This is a genomic window from Actinosynnema sp. NPDC091369 (assembly GCF_044757065.1).
GTDB lineage: Bacteria > Actinomycetota > Actinomycetes > Mycobacteriales > Pseudonocardiaceae > Actinosynnema.
The window spans coordinates 91,093-109,988 of record NZ_JBIVUG010000016.1 but is presented as its reverse complement, the minus strand read 5'-3'; the positions used below and the strand labels follow the sequence as shown (position 1 = coordinate 109,988).

Sequence of the window (18,896 nt, the reverse complement as noted above, 5' to 3'; positions counted from 1 at the left end):
CTTTTCCCGGAAACGGCAACAAGGTTTGTCGTTTCCGGCACGCGGGGCCGAACCTTGTCCCATGAGCGAAAACAACGCGGCGGCGGTGAGACCCGCGGGTCCGCCGCCCCGGCACCACCTGGCCCTGATGATCTGGTTGGCCGTCTTCCCCACCCTGACCGTGCTGCAACTGCTGCTCGGCGACCTCCTCGACGGTGCGCCGACCGCCGTGCGGACCCTGGTCCTGGCGACGATCGCGGTGCCGATCGTCATCTACGGGCTCATGCCGCCCTTGCAGCGGTTGCGCGCACGCCTGCTCGCGCGGCGGTCCTGACCGCTAGCGGAGCCGGCGCAGCACCTCGTCGAGCAGCCGGTCGCGGCCGCGCTCGGCCCGGTCCAGGTGGACGAAGTGGGTGGCGCGCTCCAGGTGCACCGCCCGCACGTCCCGGGCCTGGCGGAGATCGGCGACCACCGTGGTCACGTCGTCCGCGCGGGACCAGAAGTCCAGCTCGCCGCTCAAAACCAGCGTGCGGGCGGTGATCGTGCCGGCGTGCCAGAGCCGTCGGCCGGTCGCCAGGTGGAAGCTGTCCTTCAGCGCGCCGGTCGGGGCGCGGAAGGCAGGCGGCTCGCGGTCGGCCGACGTCGGGTCGCTCGCCAGGGCGTGCTCGACGTAGGTCGTCGCCACGCGCGGGTCGCGCCACGCGGACTTGTCGTCCAGCGGGATGCTCGCGTCCCAGCCGCCGAGCAGCCCCGGACCGGTGGCGAGCCGGTACGCGCCGTGCCGGGCGTCGTCGAAGTGACCGGGCCGCGCGGGGTCCTCGTGGTCGGAACCGCGGCCGAGCACCGGGTGGCCGTCGGTCGCGCCGTACAGGCTGTTGAGCACCACCAGGTGCTCGACCCGGTCCGGGTGCCCGCTCGCGTACCACGCGGCCCAGTGCCCGCCGGTCGCCCACCCGACCAGGTCGACCCGGCGGTGGCGGGTCGTCGCCGGCACCCACTCCACGACCGCCGCGATGTCGCGCACCACCTGCTCCCCCGTCACGGCGGGCGGGTTGGCGGACGGGGGCGCGTCCAGCGCGGGCGGGCGGTCCGACGCGCCGTAGCCGCGGGCGTCCACGATGAACACCCGGTGGCCCTCGCGCGCGAGGTCGGCGGCCAGGGAACCGCCGGGCACGGGCAGGTCGAACGACGCGATGCCGGGCACGCGCGCGCCGGACAGCAGGAGGACCGGCCGACCGCGCGCCGACCGGGCCGGGCGCACCTCGCGGACGCCCAGGTGGCCGGCGTCGCCCCGCACCTTCCAGTCCTTGCGCACCACCTGAGTTGAGCGTGGCGGGCTCAAGAATGGGAACTGTCGTACGCTCAACTTCGTTCTCCGGGTGAACGTGAGACGACGGTGTTGATCGTGCCCCGGTGATGGCGGGCGGTCGGTCCGGGTACCCAGGACCCACGCGGCGAAGCCCGGCGCATCGCCGTCACCGGCAAGTGACCCAGGGAGAGCCCATGACCACACCGCTGATCGCCCGGCAGCCGACGACGGTCCCGACACCGCCGACGGGCTGGCCGATCGGTTCCTACGCCACCTACGCCGAGGCCCAACGCGCGGTCGACCACCTGGCCGACCAGGACTTCCCGGTGCAGGACGTCACGATCGTCGGCGTCGACCCGATGGTCGTCGAACGGGTGACCGCCCGGCTGACCTGGGGCCGCGTGCTGGCGGGCGGCGCCGCGTCGGGCGCCTGGTTCGGCCTGTTCGTCGGCCTGCTGCTCGGCCTGTTCGGCTCCGGCCCGCTGCCGGTGGCGATCGTGGCGGGCCTGGTGACCGGTGTCGTGTTCGGCACGACGTTCGCGGCCGTCGGCTACGCCTCGGTGCGGGGCCGGCGCGACTTCGCGTCCACCACCCAGCTCGTGGCCGGGCGCTACGACGTGCTGTGCGAACCGCGCACCGCCGAGAAGGGCCGGGACCTGCTGGCCAAGCCGGCGCTCGCGGCGCCGCCGGGCCCATGACCGGACCGGCGCGGGGGCCGGGCCGCGGGGAGGGGGACGAGAGGTGCGCCCACCCCGGGCACGCCGCCCTGCGCGCCGGTGACGACGCGCTGCGCGAAGCGGCCCGGCAGCTGGGCCGCGACCCGTTGTCCTTGGAGCACCTGCGGTGCGCGGTCCGGCAGGTGCGCCGGTTGAGCGCCGGCCTGGCCGACCTCACCGACGCCCTGGCCGACCGCGCGCACCACCTCGCCGTCGCCGAGGCGCTGTCCGACACCCGGCCGGGCAGCCCGCCGGCGGACCGGACCGTGCGCGAGGTCGTCCGGGACCTGCACGCCGTGGCACGGCACCTGCACGTCGGCGACGTGCTGCTGGAACCGTCCGACGACGACCTCGCCCACCTGCGGGCGGCACCCGGGCCCGGGTGAGCGCCCGACCGTCCGCAGTGGACGGCCCGGTGCTCAGTCCTCGAGCCAGTTGTACTTGCGCGCCATCCCGACCAGGCTCTTGCGCACGTTCAGGATCTGCTCGGCGGTCATCCCCGGCGCCGCGACGAGCAGCGTCTCGGTGACCTCCTGCAGGAACCTCTTGGTCGACACGACCTCGCAGAACATGTCGTTGCCGTTGACGTCGTCGCCCGAGTGGAACGACGGGGCGCTGCGCACCGACGCCTCGCGCACCAGGCTCACCCGGGACGCCTTGGGCCCCCGGTCGCCCATCTCCACCAGGAACTCGACCAGCGCGCCGGGCGCCATCAACCGCTTGTCGAAGTCGATGTCGTTGACGTGGATGAAGACGTCCTCGCCACCCTCCTCGGGCGACACGAACCCGTACCCGCGCACCTCGTCGAACCGGACGACCTTGCCCTTCACCACCACCGCAACCCCTTACCAGCAGCACGCGCCACACCCGTGGCGACATCACCACGATCCTATCCCGAGGGCCATCGCGCGAATCGTGCCCACGACGACGCCCCGGTGGTCCGCGCCGGAGGGCCGCGGGTGCCGCGGTCAGCCCCTCTTGCGGCCGACGGCGGCGAACGTCGACGTGCGCTTCGGGTCCGGGTCCTCGTCGCCCGGTTCCGGCCGCCACTCGGTCAGGTAGACCAGGCCGGGGTCGACCAGCTCCACCCCGGCGAGCAGGTCGCCGATCTCGGTCCTGGTGCGCATCGAGAAGTCCGTGACCCGGCTGCGGAACTGCTCGGTGGCCTCCTCCGCCCGCTCGGCCTCGCCGTCCAGGCTGGCGTGCGACAGGGCGAGGTGGCTGCCCGGCGCGGTGGCGTCCAGGTACCGGCGGATGATCCCGGCGGGGTCGTCCTCGTCGGGCACGAAGTGCAGCACCGCGAACATCAGCACGCCCACCGGCCGGGTGAAGTCCAGCGTGCGCAGCGTCTCCGGGTGGGTCAGGACCTCCTCCGGCCGGCGCAGGTCGGCGTGCACCGCGGTGGCGTGGTCGAAGCCGTCGAGCAGCGCCCGGCTGTGCGCGACCGCGACCGGGTCGACGTCCACGTACACGATCCGGCAGCCCGGGTCGGCGCTCCACGCGACCTCGTGCACGTTGCCCGAGGTGGGGATGCCCGAGCCGAGGTCGAGGAACTGCGTGACGCCCCGGTCGACCAGGAACCGCACCGCGCGGCGCAGGAACGCCCGGTTGGCCCGCAGGATGCGCGGTAAGTCCGGCATCACCTCGGCGATCCGCTGCGCGGCCTCGCGGTCGACCCGGAAGTTGTGCGCACCGCCGAGGTGCACGTCGTAGACCCGGGCCGGGCTCGGTCGGGACAGGTCGATGTCGGGTCCGACCCAGGCCGGTCTCTCCACGGTGGCACTCCTCGGTTTCCGCACGTCGTGATGGACGGGTGCACGCTACAGCGGCCGGAGGCCCGTGATCCGGTGCTCGCGCGCATCCGCGGAGATCCGGTCGAGTCCTGCGGGGTGGTCGTCCCCGCGCTCCCGTCAGAACTTCACAGGTGATCCGGATACGTGGACAATCCCTGACGGAAGTCCGCATCGGCGTCCCTGGAGGAGACCCCCATGCCCCGATCACGGTCGCTCGCGCTCGTCCTGGCCGCCGTCGCGTTCGCCGCGGTCCCGGCCGCGGACCTCGCCACGCCCGCGTCCGCGCAGACCGACGACGCGCTCACCCGGGACCTCGACGCGATCATCACCGGCCCCGCCCTCGCCGGCGCGGACGTCGGGCTCGTGGTCCGCCACGCCGACACCGGAGCCCTGCTGTACTCCCGCGAGGGCGACGAGCGCGGCCAGCCGGCGTCCAACGGCAAGCTGATCAGCTCCGCGACCGCGCTGGACGTCCTCGGACCCGACCACCGGTTCCGCACCACCGTGGCCGCGACCGGCCGGGAGCGCCTCGGGGCGCTGGCGGGCGACCTGCACCTGCGCGGCACCGGCGACCCGACCATGCTCGCGGCCGACTACGACGCGCTGGCCGCCCGGGTCGCCGCGAGCGGCGTCCGGCTGGTCCGGGGCAGGCTCGTCGCCGACGACACCTGGTTCGACTCCGTGCGGCTGGGCACCGGGTGGGCCTGGGATGACGAGCCCTACTACTACAACGCCCAGATCTCGGCGCTGACCGTCTCACCGGACACCGACTACGACGCCGGGTCGATCATCGTCCGGGTCGCGCCCGGCGCGGCGGGTCAGCCGGCGACCGTCACCACCGAGCCGCCGACGGACTACGTGACGATCGCCAACACCGCCGTCACCGGTCCGGCCGGCTCGGCGTCGAGCGTGTCGGTCGAGCGGGAGCACGGGACCAACGTGATCGCCGTGCGCGGCAGCATCCCCGCCGGCGGCGCGGTGGAGAGCGAGTGGAGCACGGTGTGGGAGCCGACCGGCCTGGTCACCTCCCTGTTCCGGGACGCGCTCGCGCGGCACGGCGTGCACGTGCTCGGCGGCACGGGAACGGGCCCGACCCCGGCCGACGCGCGGGTCCTCGGCGAGCACCTGTCGATGCCGCTGTCACAGCTGCTGGTGCCGTTCATGAAGCTGAGCAACAACATGCACGCCGAGATCCTGGTGAAGACGGTCGGCCGGGCGGTGTCCGGCGAGGGCAGCTGGACCGCGGGGCTGCGGGCGATGACGGCGAAGCTCGGCGAGTGGGGCGTGGACCCGGCGGCGCTGTCGCTGCGGGACGGTTCGGGACTGTCCAGGATGGACCAGGTCTCGCCGGACCAGCTGGCCGCGCTGCTGCTCGCCGCCCGGCGCGAACCGTGGTTCGCGACCTGGTACGACTCGCTGCCCGTGGCCGGCGCGGCCGACCGGATGGTCGGAGGCACCCTGCGCAACCGGATGCGCGACACCCCGGCCGAGGGCAACGTGCGGGCCAAGACCGGCTCGCTGACCGGCGTCAGCGCCCTGTCCGGCTACGTGACCACCGCCGACGGCGTCCCGCTGGTGTTCGCCATGATCAGCAACGACACGCTGACGTCGGCGAAGCCGTTCGAGGACGCCGTCGCGGTCCGGTTGGCGGGCCACGCGCGCGGGCAGACCCCGCCCGCGGTCCGGGTCGCGCCGGAGCCCGCCCCCGATCGCGGGCTGGAGTGCAGTTGGACCAAGTCCTGCTGAGCCGGGGGTCAGATGACGACGGCGCGGAACGCGTGCACGCACCACGGGCCGTCGTAGCTGGTCACCCAGAGGTTGGTGGAGTAGCCCTCCAGCTTCTGCCCCTTGGCCGTGCCCTTGAGGTAGAGCTGCACGGAGTCCTCGCCGGTGGCGCGGCCGTCCATCGCCGGGTCGATGCCCAGGTCCGGCTTGTGCCCGACCAGCTCCTGCACGTCCGCGGCGTCGGCGATGGCGTCCGCGCACAGCAGGCCGGTCGCGCCCGCCGCGTCACCGGCGTTCACCCGGTCCAGGAACGCCTGCATGGCGGCGAGCGCTTCCGGCGCGACCGGCTTGCCGCCGGCCGTGGGCTCCCGCCCGGTGGTGGGCGACCCGGTCCGCGACGGCGTCCCGCTGGTCGGCGTCCTGCCGTCGGCCCGGGCGATGTCCTGCCAGCACCAGTCACCGTCCTCGCGGACCACGGTGACCTCGACCTCGGACGTCTTGGACGCGGTGGTGACCTCGACGGTCGCCACCACCTTGGCGCCGGAGACCTCGTCGGTCTCGACGAGCTTCGCCTTCTTGAGCGACGACACGTCGTCGATGGCGCTGTCCACGACGGACTTCGCCTTCTCGCACGTGAGCTTCTTGAGGGCGGCGGAGTCCTGGGAGTCCAGTCCGGCCACCACGGCCTCCACGACCTCGTCGGCGCCGCCGCCCTGAGCCGCGGTGGAGGACGAGGTGGTCGGCGGGGCGGTCGTCGTGGTCGTCGTGGTGCCCGACGCGCCCACGAAGAAGCCCGGCTGGACGAACCCGGTGAACGCGAGGCCGCCGAGGACCAGCACGACGACCGCCACGGCCGCCACGACCGCGCCGGTCCGCTTCTTCGGCGCGGGAGGGGGCTGCGGGGCGAAACCGCCGTACTGGTAGCCGCCGTACTGGACCGGCTGACCGTACGGGTCGTGCCCGTTCGGCGGTTGCTGCGGGTGGTTCACGGTGCCTCCCCGTTCGTGGTTCGCGCCTTCGACGGCGAACGGGCACCGCGCGTTCCCGACGATCACCGTGGTCCGGGGCGAGCGGGTCGGGCGAGGCGGTCAGAGGACGACGCGCGGGCCGTTGACCGGCACGACGGCGTCGCGCACCTCGCTCACCAACGCCCGCATGGCCAGCTCGGCGGCCTCGGGGTGGCGGCTCGCGACCGCCCGCGCCACCTCTTCGTGCAGGTTCAACGCGCTGGGCACGGGCTTGTCCGGCATCAGCCCCAGGCTCGTGCGCCCGCGCAGCACCACCGCCACCACCTCCTGGAGCGCGGCGAACATCTCGTTGCCGCCCGACTCCAGCAGCAGCGCGTGGAAGGCGATGTCCAGCTCCAGGAACTGCTCCAGCTCGCCGGCCTCGCCCGACCGCCGCATCCGCGCGGCCAGGTCGACCAGGCGGTCGCGCTCCTTGGCCGAGGCGTTCCACGCCGCCCGCGCCGCGGCCACCGGTTCGACGGCGATCCGCAGCTCGGTGAGCGCGCGCAGCTGGGCGTCGCGGTGCGGGCCCGCCAGCCGCCACCAGATCAACCTCGGGTCGTAGACCTGCCAGGACGACGCCGGCTGCACCGTGATGCCGACCCGCCGGCGTGAGGTCACCAGGCCCATCGACTCCAGCACCCGCATGGTCTCACGGGCGACGGTCCGCGACACCCCGAACCGCTCCTGGATGCCGTCCAGCGTCAGGACCCGGCCCTCCGCGAGCTCGCCGCTGGTGATCTGGAGCCCGAGGGTGTCGAGCACGGAGGCGTGCAGGGCGTCGCCGCCCGGACCGCCTTCCCGACGTTGTACCGGCACGGCAGCAGCGTATCCCGGCGGGCCTTCCTCAGCCCGCTCAAAGGTGATACCTTTCGCCGCCAAAGGTACTACTTTTGATCGTCTCGTCGTCGCAGCCGAGAGGGTGTCCCCCATGACCACGAGCGCCGAGCCGACCTGCGTGGTCGTGATGGGCGTGTCCGGATCGGGCAAGAGCACGGTGGCCGCGGCGCTGGCCGACCGGCTCGCCTGGCCGATGGCCGAGGCCGACGAGTTCCACCCGGCCGCCAACATCGCCAAGATGTCCGCGGGCACCCCGCTGACCGACGTCGACCGCGCGCCCTGGCTGGTCGCGATCCGCGACTGGATCACCGACCGCGCCGCCGCCGGCGAGAGCACGGTCGTCACGTGCTCGGCGCTCAAGCGCGCCTACCGGGACGTGCTGCGCGAGGCGGGCGCGCGGGTCCGCTTCCTGCACCTGCACGGCGACGCCGACGTGATCGGCGAGCGGATGCGGCACCGGTCCGGGCACTTCATGCCGCCGTCCCTGCTCCGCTCCCAGTTCGACACCCTCGAACCGCTGCGGTCCGACGAGGACGGCGTCGCGGTCGACGTGGCGCTGGCTCCGGCGGTGATCGTCGAGCAGGCCGTGACCCGGCTGGGCCTCGACGCCGGTCGCCCACCCACCCCCTGAGCACACCCCTGAGTTCCACCTCCTCGCTTCATCCTCTCGGGCCCGACGCGGAAACCCCTCGAAAGCAACGGAGCTGACGGATGACCACCGACGACTGGGTGCAGACCCTCGGCACGGGCGCCCTGCTCGGCATCGCCGGGGGCGCGATCGCCCTCCTGCTGTTCCTGATCATGTACCTGCGGGTGCACGCGTTCCTGGCGCTGGTGGTGGTCAGCCTGCTCACCGCGTTCGCCGCGCGCATCCCGGCGGACTCGGTGGTACCCACCCTCATCGGCGGGTTCGGCACCACGCTCGGCAGCGTCGCGCTGCTGGTCGGCCTCGGCGCGATCCTCGGCCGGCTCGTGGAGGTCAGCGGCGGCGCGCAGTCGTTGACCGACGCGCTGATCCGCCGGTTCGGCGAGCGGCGCGCGCCGCTCGCGCTCGGCGTCAGCTCGCTGGTCTTCGGCTTCCCCATCTTCTTCGACGCGGGCCTGGTCGTGATGCTGCCGATCGTGTTCGCGGTGGCCCGGCGGCTGGGCGGCGGCGTGCTGCGCTACGGCCTGCCCGCGGCGGGCGCGTTCTCGGTGATGCACGTGTTCGTGCCGCCCCACCCCGGACCCGTCGCGGCGACCGAGCTGCTGGGCGCGGACGTCGGCCTGGTGATCGCGTTCGGCCTGCTGATCGCGATCCCCACCTGGTACGTGACCAGCTACCTGTACGGGCTGTCCGTGGGCAAGCAGCTCGTGCTGCCCGTGCCGACGCTGCTCAGCGGCGGCCCGCAGGAAGAGGACCGCGAGGACCCGCCGAACCCGGGCACCGTCGTGGCGCTCCTGCTGCTCCCGCTGGTCATGATCTTCACCAACACCGGTCTGGACGCGGCCCGTGCCGCCGGGTGGGTCGACGGTGAGGCCGCCTGGTTCCAGGTCGCCCGCGCGCTCGGCTCGACGCCGGTGGCGCTGCTGGTGGCCGTGCTCGTCGCCTCCTTCGTCCTCGGGCAGCGCAAGGAGGTGGTCGAGAAGCTGGTCGACTCGGCCCTCGCACCGGTGTGCGCGGTCATCCTGATCACCGGCGCGGGCGGCATGTTCGGCGCGGTGCTGCGGGCCGGCGGTATCGGCGGCGCGCTGTCGGGCGGGCTGGCCGACCTCGGCCTGCCGGTGTTCGTGGCCGGGTTCGTCATCGCCGCCGCGCTGCGCGTGGCGCAGGGTTCGGCCACGGTCGCGCTGACCACCGCGGCGGGCCTGGTGCAGCCGGTCGTGCAGGCGGGCGGGTTCAGCGCGGTCGAGCTGGCCGCGATCGTGCTCGCGCTGGCGGCCGGGTCGGTGATCGCGAGCCACGTCAACGACTCCGGCTTCTGGCTGGTCGGCAACCTGATGGGGATGGACGTGCGGACCACGTTGCTGACGTGGACGGTCATGGAGACCACGATCAGCATGATGGGCTTCGGCCTGGCGGGCGTGCTGTTCCTGCTCGGGTGACCCCGGCCGGGTCTTCGGGGTCCGGCCAGGGTCGATCCCGGGGATCCACCGGATCATGGACGGGGCGCGGCGCGGAAGGCTCTGCGTCATGAGCAGAACCTCCCGCCGCGCCGCCGTCGCGGCACTGGCGAGCACCGCCCTGATCGGCCTCGCCGTCGCGGTCCCGCAGCAGGCCGCCGCGCAGCCCGCGCCGACACCCCTCGCCGGACAGGAAGCCGCCGTGCAGCCCGCGCCGATCCCCGCGTTCGACTTCGCCGACTGCCCCGCGATCCCCGCCGGCGCCGACCCCGCGCAGTGGCGCTGCGAGGTGCTGATGTCCACCGGCACCCTCAAGTTCGGCAACCTGGCCGAGCAGCCCACCGGCGCCATGCGGCTGACGTTCGCCGAGGGGCAGCTGAACGGGGAGTTCGCGCAGGTCTTCGGCGCCCTGCGGGCCGAGCCGACGACCGTGCCGGGTGGCCTGCTCGGCGTTCCCGGGCCCAGCCCGGTGCTGCGCACGGACCTGCGCCTCGAGTACGCCGGGTTCGCCGACTTCCTGTCCGACGGCGACCGGATGGGCGTGCAGCACCTGAAGCTGCGCGTGATCAACGGCCTGCTGCCGCGGACCTGCGCCATCGGCGACGAGGACGACCCGCTCGTGTTCCGGCCCCTCCGGACCAGCGGACCGGACCGGATCTCCGCCGATCCGCCCGTGCTCCGGTTCACCATCGAGGACACCTCGTTCGCCGTGCCGTCCGCGAAGGGCTGCGGCGGCCTGGACCGGTTGGTGGACAAGCGGTTCGGCCTGCCCTCCCCCGCCGGTGCGAACTCGATGGAGCTCACCACCCTCGTCGGGCTCAAGAGCTACACCGAGCTGTGATGGGCTCCCGGCCCCGACCGCTTCGACCGGTCGGGGCCGGGACCGGCCGGTCGCCGGTGCGTCGGCCCCGCCGGGGCGTTAGGTTTCGTGCCATGAACGAGACCCCGGACATCAAGCCGCGCAGTCGCGACGTCACCGACGGCCTGGAGAGGACCGCCGCGCGCGGGATGCTGCGGGCGGTCGGGATGGGTGACGACGACTGGGTCAAGCCCCAGATCGGTGTCGCCTCGTCGTGGAACGAGATCACGCCGTGCAACCTGCCGCTGGACCGGCTGGCGAAGGCCAGCAAGGACGGCGTGCACGCGGCGGGCGGCTACCCGCTGGAGTTCGGCACGATCTCGGTGTCCGACGGCATCTCCATGGGCCACGAGGGCATGCACTTCTCCCTGGTGTCGCGCGAGGTGATCGCGGACAGCGTGGAGACCGTCATGCAGGCCGAGCGGCTGGACGGGTCGGTGCTGCTCGCGGGCTGCGACAAGTCGCTGCCCGGCATGCTCATGGCCGCCGCGCGCCTCGACCTGGCCAGCGTGTTCCTCTACGCGGGCTCGATCCTGCCCGGCCGGGTCACCCTGACCGACGGCAGCGAGCGCGAGGTGACCATCATCGACGCGTTCGAGGCCGTCGGCGCGTGCGCCCGCGGCCTGATGAGCCGCGAGGACGTCGACCTCATCGAACGCGCCATCTGCCCCGGCGAGGGCGCGTGCGGCGGCATGTACACGGCCAACACGATGGCGAGCGCGGCCGAGGCGCTGGGCATGTCCCTGCCGGGCAGCGCCGCCCCGCCCGCCACCGACCGGCGGCGCGACGGGTTCGCCCGCAAGTCCGGGCAGGCCGTGGTGGAGATGCTGCGCAAGGGCATCACCGCGCGGCAGATCATGACCCGGGAGGCGTTCGAGAACGCGATCGCCGTGGTGATGGCGTTCGGCGGGTCCACCAACGCCGTGCTGCACCTGCTGGCCATCGCCCACGAGGCCGAGGTGGAGCTGAGCCTGGACGACTTCACCCGGATCGGCGCGAAGGTGCCCCACCTGGCCGACGTCAAGCCGTTCGGCCGGCACGTGATGACCGACGTCGACCGCATCGGCGGCGTGCCCGTGGTGATGAAGGCGCTGCTGGACGCGGGACTGCTGCACGGCGACTGCCTGACCGTCACCGGGCGCACGGTCGCCGAGAACCTGGCCGACATCGCGCCGCCCGACCCCGACGGCACGGTGCTGCGCGCGATGAGCGAGCCGATCCACCGCACCGGCGGCATCACGATCCTGCGCGGCTCCCTCGCGCCCGACGGCGCGGTGGTGAAGTCCGCGGGCTTCGACTCGGACGTGTTCACCGGCACCGCCCGCGTGTTCGACCGGGAGCGCGCCGCGATGGACGCGCTGGAGGACGGCACGATCACCGCGGGCGACGTGGTCGTCATCCGCTACGAGGGCCCCAAGGGCGGTCCGGGCATGCGCGAGATGCTCGCCATCACCGCGGCGATCAAGGGCGCCGGGCTGGGCAAGGACGTCCTGCTGCTCACCGACGGCCGGTTCTCCGGCGGCACGACCGGGCTGTGCGTCGGCCATGTCGCGCCGGAAGCGGTGGACGGCGGCCCGATCGCGTTCGTCCGCGACGGCGACCGGATCACGCTCGACGTCGCCAACGGCACGTTGGACGTCGACGTGGACGAGGCCGAGCTGGCCGCGCGCCGCGAGGGCTGGTCGCCGCTGCCCGCCCGGTACCGGCGGGGCGTGCTGGCGAAGTACTCCAAGCTCGTCGGCTCCGCGTCCGGCGGCGCGGTCTGCGGCTGACGCGCCGCGGTGCCCGACCCCCGAGCGCGGAGGTCGGGCACCGCGTCGGGCTCACGGAGCCGGGTACTCCGCCACGTAGACCGGAGCGCCCACGTTGGTCATGTCGGCCGGGCCGCCCACGCCGTTGACGACGTGGTCGACGACGCCCGCGCTGAGGTTGACCGTCATGATGTGGTGCAGCTTCACGCCCGGCGTCTCCGGGACCTCGAAGCCGTTCTCGGTGTGGATCGACGGGTTGTTCTGGTTGAACACGTACACGCCACCGCCGTGCAGGGTGTGCGTGCGCACGTGGTCGCCGACCTTGTAGCCGGCCCAGCCCTCGACGTCGCCCTTCATCCAGTCCGCCTGCGTGGGCGGGTCGTAGGGCAGCTCGTTCTGGTACAGCACGACCGTGCCGCGCTCGCCGTTCCACACCGTGTTGTGGCGCTGGAAGTGCTCGACGAACAGGCCGGTCGCGGTCACGTCGTCACCGTTGACGACCACGCCGGTGAGGCCGGTGTTGGTGTTCCAGCGCTGCGTGTCGGTGAAGCCCTCGACGCCGTGGTCGGCCCGCCACACCCAGGTGTGGTCGATGAGCACGTGGTCGCTGTTGACCTCCAGCGCGGTGTCGACCTTGCCCACGTGCGGCCCGCCGACGCGGAAGTAGACGTCGGACAGCGTGGTCGGGTTCGCCGGGTCGGTCGGCCGGTTGCCGTGCTCCTTGCCGACGCGCAGCAGCACCGGGGACAGCTCGGTGCCCGCGTCGACCGTGACGCCGGCGATGACGACGCCCGGCACGTCCGCGACGTCCAGCGGGGTGGAGCCGTGCACGGCGGTCAACGTGGCGTGCCCGAGGCCGAGCACGACCGTGTTCGCGCGCTTGACCTCGATGCTGCGGGCGATGTCGTACACGCCCGGCGTGAGCAGCAGGTGCTTGCCGCGGGCGAGCTGGTTGTTGATGTCGCGCACCGAGTCGCCGGGCTTGGCGACGAAGAAGTCCGACAGCGGGATCGTGCGGCCCGGCGTCACGCCGTTCGCCCACGACACACCGCTGGTGTTCCGCCGGGCGGACGGCACGCGGACGTTGTAGCGGCCCTTGTCGTCCACGAACAGGTAGGGCTTCTCGCGGCTCACCGGGGTGGTGTCGAGCGTGGTGTACGGCGGGTTGGGGAACGCCGCGTCGTCGGGCGCGCCCGTGACGCCGGAGAACACCTGGTTCCACACGCCGTTGGACCAACTGCCCAACTCGCTGTTGCGGGTCAGCCACTGCTGCTGCGAGCCGTTGACGACCGACGGCAGCCGCGAGTCGGCGATGAAGCCGCCGCTGGCGTACTGCGGGCCGGCGGTGCAGTAGTCCATCAGCGTGAACGTGCCGCTGGTGACGTTGAGGCGGCGCAGCGAGACGGCCTGGGAGACGGCCCAGAAGTTCGCGCCGGCGCGGCAGCCGTCCTGGCCCTTGCCGTCGATGTTGATGGTGAGGTTGCCCAGGGTGCGCCAGAAGTTGACCAGGGCGAGGCAGTTGGACGTGCCGCCGTCGGCGAGGCAGCGGTTGTAGACCTCGACCTTGCCGTTGATCACCACGTCGGTGGGCGACGCGCCGAGGCCCGCGATCTCGGTGTAGTAGCCGACCTTGAGCTGCAACGGCTGCTCGGCCGTGCCGTAGTGGCCGGGCTTGAACAGGTAGGCGTAGCGCTGGGTGCCCATCTCGTTGTCGACCTGGGCGGCGTGCGTGGCGTCGAGCGCGGCCTGGATCTCGGCGACCGGAGTGGACGGGTCGAACACCCGCACCTGGACGCCGAGGTCCTGCGTGCGCCGAGGCGGGTCGGCGTGCACGGCGGGCGCCGCGGCGGTGGTGGCGGCGGCCAGGGCGAGACCGAGCACGAACACCCGGCGCGGCTTCGCGGGAGCGCTCTCACGCCTGGCGTGGCGCATGATCGTCATTGACATGCCTTCGGGGGTAGTGACGCCGGACCACCGTCGGAGAGAGCGCTCTCTCACGTTCGACGAGGTCAGGCGTTGGCGATGTGGAGTTGGCTATTTCTACTTCACGATCCGGTCGAGCGCCATGCCCGGTGTCGACGATTTCGTACCGGTACGACCGGGAAAAGCGCGCGCGGCTCCCCTGCGCGGTGCGTTGGTCACTGATAGTGGATCGACACACCCTCAGCGCCCTCTCGCACGCGGATCACCCCATCGCCGCGCCGTGGACCGAGCGATCCGTCGCCCGTCAGCCCACCTGCTCGACCTGGGCTGACGGTCGCACGGGTGGTCGGGCCGCCAGCTTGCAGGCTTCTTCGACGACTTCGGCCGGCATGACGTTCATCCAGGTGAGGGTGGACTCGCAGGCTTGCAGGTTGCCTTCTTCGCCGAGCACGCACGCGTGGCTGATGATGAGGCCGTCGAAGTGCCTCCAGTAGAGGAAGTCGATGCAGTCGATCGCGTCGGCGGAGGCCACGGGCGCGGTGACGAGGGCGGGAGGTGGGTGGGGGCTGTCGTCGGGGGTTGGTGGTCAGACGGTCAGTTCGCGGGGCAGTTTGGCCGGCGCGACGACGATGTCCACCCGCCTGACCCGTCCGTCGTGGAGGCTGAACGAGCAGACGAACCGGGTGGCCGAGCCGAGCAGCACCGCGAAACCCGGCCCCCCGTTCACCGCCAGCGGCACGAGGCGTTGGTCGGCGGGCATCTTGAGGCGCACCCCCACCAGGAACCGGGCCACCCGGTCCGCGCCCAGCACCGGCCGCCGGGCCGCGCCCGGACCGCCACCGCCGTCGCTGGTCAGGACCACGTCCGGGTCGAGCACGGCCAGCAAACCGCGCAGGTCGCCCTGGCCGACGGCCCTCAGGAACGCCGCGACGGCCCGAGCGTGCTCGGCGGACCCGACAGCGGTTCGCGGTGTCCCCGCCGCCACGTGCGCCCGCGCCCGCACGGCCAGTTGCCGCACGGCGGCGGCGCTGCGGCCGACGACGGTGGCGATCTCCGGGAACGGCACGCCGAACACCTCGTGCAGCACCCACGCGGTGCGCTCGGCCGGGCTGAGGGTCTCCAGCACCACCATCAGCGCGAAGCTCACCTCGTCGGCCAGCGTCACCCGGTCCGCCGGGTCCTCCGAGCCGACCGCCACGAGCGGCTCGGGCAGCCAAGGCCCCACGTACTCCTCCCGCTGCACCCGCGCCGACCGCAGCACGTCCAGCGCCCGCCGCGCCACCGCCACCACCGCCCACGCCTCGACGTCGCGCACGGCCTGCCGCTCGTCGGCCTCGGCCAGCCGCAGCCAGCAGTCCGACACCACGTCCTGCGCCTCGGCCACCGTGCCGATCAGCGAGTAGGCGATGCCGACCAGCCTCGGCCGGATCCGGGTGTACTCGACGGCCAGGTCGGCGAGCCGGTCGGCGCGAGCGGTCACACGGCGTCCAGGTACTCGGCGAAGGTCCCCTCGCCCTGCGTGTACCCGCCCCGCGGGCAGAGCGCGCCGGTGGACAGCCCGGCCGGCCCCTCCCCCGCCTCCTCGACCTCCAGCGCGTCACCCCGCCGGGCCACGAGCCGCCGTGCCATGTCGACCACCCGCATCCGCTCCGGACCGGCGATCGGCAGGGTCAGGCCCTGCGGCTCGCCCGCGGCGAGCTCCACCAGCCGGGCCGCCACGTCCGCGGTCGACACCGGCTGCGACAGCATCGGCGGCACCTGGACCACCGGTCCGGGGGCACCCGCCAGCACCTGCGCGGCGAACTCGAAGAACTGCGTCGCCCGCAGCGCGGTCCACGGCACGGGTCCGGCCGCCACCACCGCCTCCTGCCGCCGCTTGCCCAGGTAGTAACCCAGGTCCACCACGTCCGAGCCGACGATCGACAGCACCACCAGGTGCCGGGCACCGGCCCGCGCCGAAGCCTCGACCAGGTGCCCGGTGCCCTCGGTGAAGAACCGCTCCACCGCCTCCGGGCTGCGCCAGTCCGGCGGGTTGGTCACGTCGATCACCGCCTCGGCGCCGGCCAGCGCCTCGGCCAACCCCGCGCCGGTGAGCAGGTCGACCCCGTCGGCGCGGCTGAGCACGACCGGCTCGTGCCCGGTCCGCCGCACCTGCTCGACCACCCGTCGTCCCGCCGCGCCCGTGCCGCCCGCAACCGCGATCTTCATCGTCCGTCCCCGTGTCCCGTCGAACCGCTGTCGAGATCGGGACGATCGTGCGGCGCGAACTGTGACACCGCCGGGTCAGTCACGCCCCCGGGCCAGCCGCGACGGCCACCAGATGCGCCGGCCCACGTCCACGGCCAGCGCGGGCACCAGCAGCGACCGCACCACGAACGTGTCCAGCAGCACGCCGAACGCCACGATGAACGCGATCTGCGCGAGGAACAGGATCGGCAGCACCGCCAGCGCCGAGAACGTCGCCGCGAGCACCACCCCGGCCGACGTGATCACGCCGCCGGTGATGGTCAACCCGCGCAGCACCCCTTCCCGCGTGCCCAGCTCGGCGGACTCCTCGCGCACCCGCGTCATCAGGAAGATGTTGTAGTCGATCCCCAGCGCGACCAGGAACACGAACCCGAACAGCGGCACCACCGGGTCGGCCCCCGGGAAGTCGAACAGGCCGTTGAACACCAGCGCCGCCACGCCCATGGTCGCGGCGAACGACAGCACCACCGTGGCGATCAGCAGCAACGGCGCCAGCAGCGAGCGCAGCAGCAGCGCCAGCACCAGGAAGATCACCAGCAGCACGATCGGGATGATCACCAGCCGGTCGCGCTCGGACGTGGTCTGCGTGTCCAGCTGGGTGGCGGTGGGCCCGCCGACCTTGGCGTCCGCGTCCGGCACCGCGCGGACCGCCTCCCGCAGCCGCTGCACGGTCGCCAGCGCCGCCTCCGAGTCGGCCGGGTCCTCCAGCACGACGTCGAGCCGCACCAACCCCTCGGCCTCGCCCGACGGCCGCACGTCCGACACGCCGTCCACGTCGGCCGCCCGCGCCACCGCTTCGGCCTGCCCCGCCCGCGCGAGCACGATCGTCGGCGCGCCGCTGCCGCCGGGGAAGTGCCGCGACAGCACCTCCTGCCCGGCCACCGAGTCGACCTCGGTGAGGAACACGTCCGACTGGGCCGTGCCGGACGCCTTGAGCTGCGGCACGAACGCGACACCCACGAGCAGCACCAGCGCCGTGACGACCCACGTCGCGCGCGGCCGGGCGGAGATCATCCGGGCGACCCGCGCCCACAGCCCGCTCGCCTCCGGGTGCGGGGAGCCAAGCTTCGGCCGCAGCGGCCAGAACGCCGACCGGCCGAGCAGCACCAGCACCGCCGGCAGGAACGTCACCGAGGCCAGCAGCGCCGCGCCGATCCCGATCGCGGCCACGGGGCCGAGGCCCTTGTTCGAGTTGAGGTCGCTGAACAGCAGGCACAGCACGCCGAGCACGACCGTGCCCGCCGACGCGGCGATCGGCTCGACGGTGGCCCGCCACGCCACCCGCATCGCGGCGTAGCGGTCCTCGGTGTCGCGCAGCTCCTCGCGGAACCGCGACACCAGCAGCAGCGCGTAGTCGGTGGCCGCGCCGAACACCAGGATGAACAGGATGCCCTGGCTCTGCCCGTTGAGGTCGATCACGTCACCGTCGGCGAGCAGGTAGACCGCGAGGCTGGCCAGCCCGAGCGCGAACACGCCGGACAGCAGCACCACCAGCGGCAGCAGCGGGCTGCGGTAGACCAGCACGAGGATCACCGCGACGACCGCGCCCGCGACCAGCAGCAGCAGGCCGTCGATGCCGCCGAACGCCTCCTTCAGGTCGGCGACCTGCGCGGCGGGCCCGGTCACCAGCACGGTGAGCCCGTCGGGCGGGTCGGCCACCTTCTCCCGGATGTCCTCCACCGCGCCCGCGGGGTCGGCCGGGTCGACGGCGATGACGACCTGCGCGGCCCGGTCGTCGCGCGGCGACGGGATCACCGGTGACGCCTCGCCCGCGAAGCCCCGGCCGCCCAGGTAGTCGCGGTCGGCCTGGGTCAGCCCGGATTCGCGTTCGGCGACCACGATCGCGGGCAGGCCGCGGGCTTCGCCGAACGCCTTGACCCGCTCGGAGACCTCCGTCGCCTCGGCGGAGGAGGGCAGGAACGCGGTGCTGTCGTTGACCGCGACCTCGCTGAGCTTGCCCGCGAACGGGCCGGAGAAGCCACCGAGGGCCAGCCACGCGACCGCGACGAGGGCGGGCAGCAACCAGCGGGTGCGGGACGCGGGCGGGTGCACGGGAGAATGACCTCCGAGACGACATAGTTCGACGATCCAATAGTTCGACCGTCGAAATGATAACGGGAGGGTTCATGGCCGACCACTCGGCCCTGGTCAGGTTGCTCCGGCAGCTCACGGTCGAAACGGACCGCTTCGCCGAGATCTTCGGCGAGAAGCAGAGGATGCACCGCACCGACCTCAACGCGCTCGCCGTGATCATGGACGCACGGTGGAGCGGCGCGTCGATGTCACCCACCCGGCTGGCCGAGGCGCTGCACCTGAGCGCGTCCGCGACCACGTCCGTGCTCGACCGGCTGGAGGCGTCCGGGCACGTCGAGCGGGCACGCCACCCGCACGACCGGCGCAAGGTCGAGCTGCGCGTGTCCGACAAGGCGCTGGAGCTGGGTCGCGGCTTCTTCGAACCGCTCGACGAGGCTTACCGCCGGGCGTGGGAGCGGTTCGGCGCCGCCGACAAGGAGGTGATCGCCCGGTTCCTGGCCGCGAGCATCGACGCGACCGCGGCCGTGCGGGCGGACCTGGCGGCACGACCGGACCCGAAGTGATCTTCACCTCGTTTCGGGATGCGCCCCGAACGGACAAAATTCACCCG

General features: G+C 73.2%; 19 protein-coding genes. 9 read left to right on the top strand and 10 right to left on the bottom strand.

From position 1 onward, the window contains the following. The first annotated feature begins 61 nt into the window (after nucleotides 1-61). Entirely contained in the window at nucleotides 62-313 is a 252-nt protein-coding gene (locus tag ACIQMJ_RS36625; protein ID WP_499765602.1) for a hypothetical protein, read from the top strand. Between the two features lie 3 nt (nucleotides 314-316). On the opposite strand, the gene ACIQMJ_RS36620 is transcribed toward ACIQMJ_RS36625, so the two are convergent. Next, nucleotides 317-1,297: an alpha/beta fold hydrolase gene (locus ACIQMJ_RS36620; RefSeq protein ID WP_499765601.1), complete on the bottom strand. Its 981-nt coding sequence runs from the start codon at nucleotides 1,295-1,297 to the stop codon at nucleotides 317-319. Between the two features lie 185 nt (nucleotides 1,298-1,482). Between ACIQMJ_RS36620 and ACIQMJ_RS36615 the strand changes: the two genes are divergently transcribed. Both ACIQMJ_RS36615 and ACIQMJ_RS36610 read left to right on the top strand, forming a co-directional pair. Beyond that, on the top strand, nucleotides 1,483-1,986 hold the full coding sequence (locus tag ACIQMJ_RS36615; RefSeq protein ID WP_499765600.1) for a YflT domain-containing protein: 504 nt from the start codon (nucleotides 1,483-1,485) through the stop codon (nucleotides 1,984-1,986). Then, nucleotides 1,983-2,390, top strand: coding sequence for a hypothetical protein (locus ACIQMJ_RS36610; RefSeq protein ID WP_499765599.1), 408 nt, complete (start codon nucleotides 1,983-1,985; stop codon nucleotides 2,388-2,390). Before ACIQMJ_RS36615 ends, ACIQMJ_RS36610 begins: the two co-directional genes overlap by 4 nt. 33 nt (nucleotides 2,391-2,423) lie before the next feature. Here ACIQMJ_RS36610 and ACIQMJ_RS36605 read toward each other — a convergent pair whose 3' ends face one another. After that, nucleotides 2,424-2,837 carry a cold-shock protein gene (locus tag ACIQMJ_RS36605; protein WP_499765598.1) on the bottom strand — a complete coding sequence of 138 codons (414 nt, stop codon included), beginning with the start codon at nucleotides 2,835-2,837 and terminating at the stop codon, nucleotides 2,424-2,426. A 135-nt stretch (nucleotides 2,838-2,972) separates the two neighbouring features. Next, nucleotides 2,973-3,779, bottom strand: coding sequence for an SAM-dependent methyltransferase (locus ACIQMJ_RS36600; RefSeq protein WP_499765597.1), 807 nt, complete (start codon nucleotides 3,777-3,779; stop codon nucleotides 2,973-2,975). 213 nt (nucleotides 3,780-3,992) lie between these two features. Here ACIQMJ_RS36600 and dacB point away from each other — a divergent pair, with 213 nt between their 5' ends. After that, a complete protein-coding gene (gene dacB / locus ACIQMJ_RS36595; protein ID WP_499765596.1) occupies nucleotides 3,993-5,543 on the top strand; it encodes a D-alanyl-D-alanine carboxypeptidase/D-alanyl-D-alanine endopeptidase in 1,551 nt (516 codons plus the stop codon). 8 nt (nucleotides 5,544-5,551) lie between these two features. Here the strand turns inward: dacB and ACIQMJ_RS36590 are convergent, their stop codons facing one another. Then, nucleotides 5,552-6,511, bottom strand: a complete 960-nt coding sequence (locus ACIQMJ_RS36590) for a hypothetical protein (RefSeq protein ID WP_499765595.1) — start codon at nucleotides 6,509-6,511, stop codon at nucleotides 5,552-5,554. A gap of 99 nt (nucleotides 6,512-6,610) precedes the next feature. After that, nucleotides 6,611-7,348: a FadR/GntR family transcriptional regulator gene (locus ACIQMJ_RS36585; RefSeq protein WP_499765594.1), complete on the bottom strand. Its 738-nt coding sequence runs from the start codon at nucleotides 7,346-7,348 to the stop codon at nucleotides 6,611-6,613. 112 nt (nucleotides 7,349-7,460) lie between these two features. On the opposite strand from ACIQMJ_RS36585, the gene ACIQMJ_RS36580 reads away from it, so the two are divergent. From ACIQMJ_RS36580 to ilvD, 4 genes are all read left to right on the top strand, one after another. Beyond that, complete coding sequence (locus ACIQMJ_RS36580; protein WP_499765593.1) at nucleotides 7,461-8,000, top strand: gluconokinase; 540 nt, start codon at nucleotides 7,461-7,463, stop codon at nucleotides 7,998-8,000. An 80-nt stretch (nucleotides 8,001-8,080) separates the two neighbouring features. Continuing rightward, entirely contained in the window at nucleotides 8,081-9,454 is a 1,374-nt protein-coding gene (locus tag ACIQMJ_RS36575; RefSeq protein WP_499765592.1) for a GntP family permease, read from the top strand. 88 nt (nucleotides 9,455-9,542) lie between these two features. Beyond that, a complete protein-coding gene (locus ACIQMJ_RS36570) occupies nucleotides 9,543-10,313 on the top strand; it encodes a hypothetical protein (RefSeq protein ID WP_499765591.1) in 771 nt (256 codons plus the stop codon). Between the two features lie 92 nt (nucleotides 10,314-10,405). Further along, nucleotides 10,406-12,103 carry a dihydroxy-acid dehydratase gene (gene ilvD, locus ACIQMJ_RS36565; RefSeq protein WP_499765590.1) on the top strand — a complete coding sequence of 566 codons (1,698 nt, stop codon included), beginning with the start codon at nucleotides 10,406-10,408 and terminating at the stop codon, nucleotides 12,101-12,103. 51 nt (nucleotides 12,104-12,154) lie between these two features. Here the strand turns inward: ilvD and ACIQMJ_RS36560 are convergent, their stop codons facing one another. The 5 genes from ACIQMJ_RS36560 to ACIQMJ_RS36540 all read right to left on the bottom strand — a co-directional run bounded on the left by ACIQMJ_RS36560 (nucleotide 12,155) and on the right by ACIQMJ_RS36540 (nucleotide 18,304). Continuing rightward, nucleotides 12,155-14,029 (bottom strand): pectate lyase-like domain-containing protein, encoded by a 1,875-nt coding sequence (locus ACIQMJ_RS36560; protein ID WP_499765589.1) that lies wholly within the window; start codon nucleotides 14,027-14,029, stop codon nucleotides 12,155-12,157. Nucleotides 14,030-14,309: 280 nt separating this feature from the next. Beyond that, nucleotides 14,310-14,537, bottom strand: coding sequence for a hypothetical protein (locus tag ACIQMJ_RS36555; RefSeq protein WP_499765588.1), 228 nt, complete (start codon nucleotides 14,535-14,537; stop codon nucleotides 14,310-14,312). A gap of 54 nt (nucleotides 14,538-14,591) precedes the next feature. Continuing rightward, nucleotides 14,592-15,485, bottom strand: a complete 894-nt coding sequence (gene sigJ, locus ACIQMJ_RS36550) for an RNA polymerase sigma factor SigJ (RefSeq protein ID WP_499765587.1) — start codon at nucleotides 15,483-15,485, stop codon at nucleotides 14,592-14,594. Next, nucleotides 15,482-16,213 carry an SDR family oxidoreductase gene (locus ACIQMJ_RS36545; RefSeq protein ID WP_499765586.1) on the bottom strand — a complete coding sequence of 244 codons (732 nt, stop codon included), beginning with the start codon at nucleotides 16,211-16,213 and terminating at the stop codon, nucleotides 15,482-15,484. Before ACIQMJ_RS36545 ends, sigJ begins: the two co-directional genes overlap by 4 nt. Nucleotides 16,214-16,288: 75 nt before the next feature. After that, nucleotides 16,289-18,304 (bottom strand): MMPL family transporter, encoded by a 2,016-nt coding sequence (locus ACIQMJ_RS36540; protein ID WP_499765585.1) that lies wholly within the window; start codon nucleotides 18,302-18,304, stop codon nucleotides 16,289-16,291. Between the two features lie 74 nt (nucleotides 18,305-18,378). On the opposite strand from ACIQMJ_RS36540, the gene ACIQMJ_RS36535 reads away from it, so the two are divergent. After that, nucleotides 18,379-18,849 carry a MarR family winged helix-turn-helix transcriptional regulator gene (locus ACIQMJ_RS36535; protein ID WP_499765584.1) on the top strand — a complete coding sequence of 157 codons (471 nt, stop codon included), beginning with the start codon at nucleotides 18,379-18,381 and terminating at the stop codon, nucleotides 18,847-18,849. The last annotated feature ends 47 nt before the right edge of the window (nucleotides 18,850-18,896 follow it).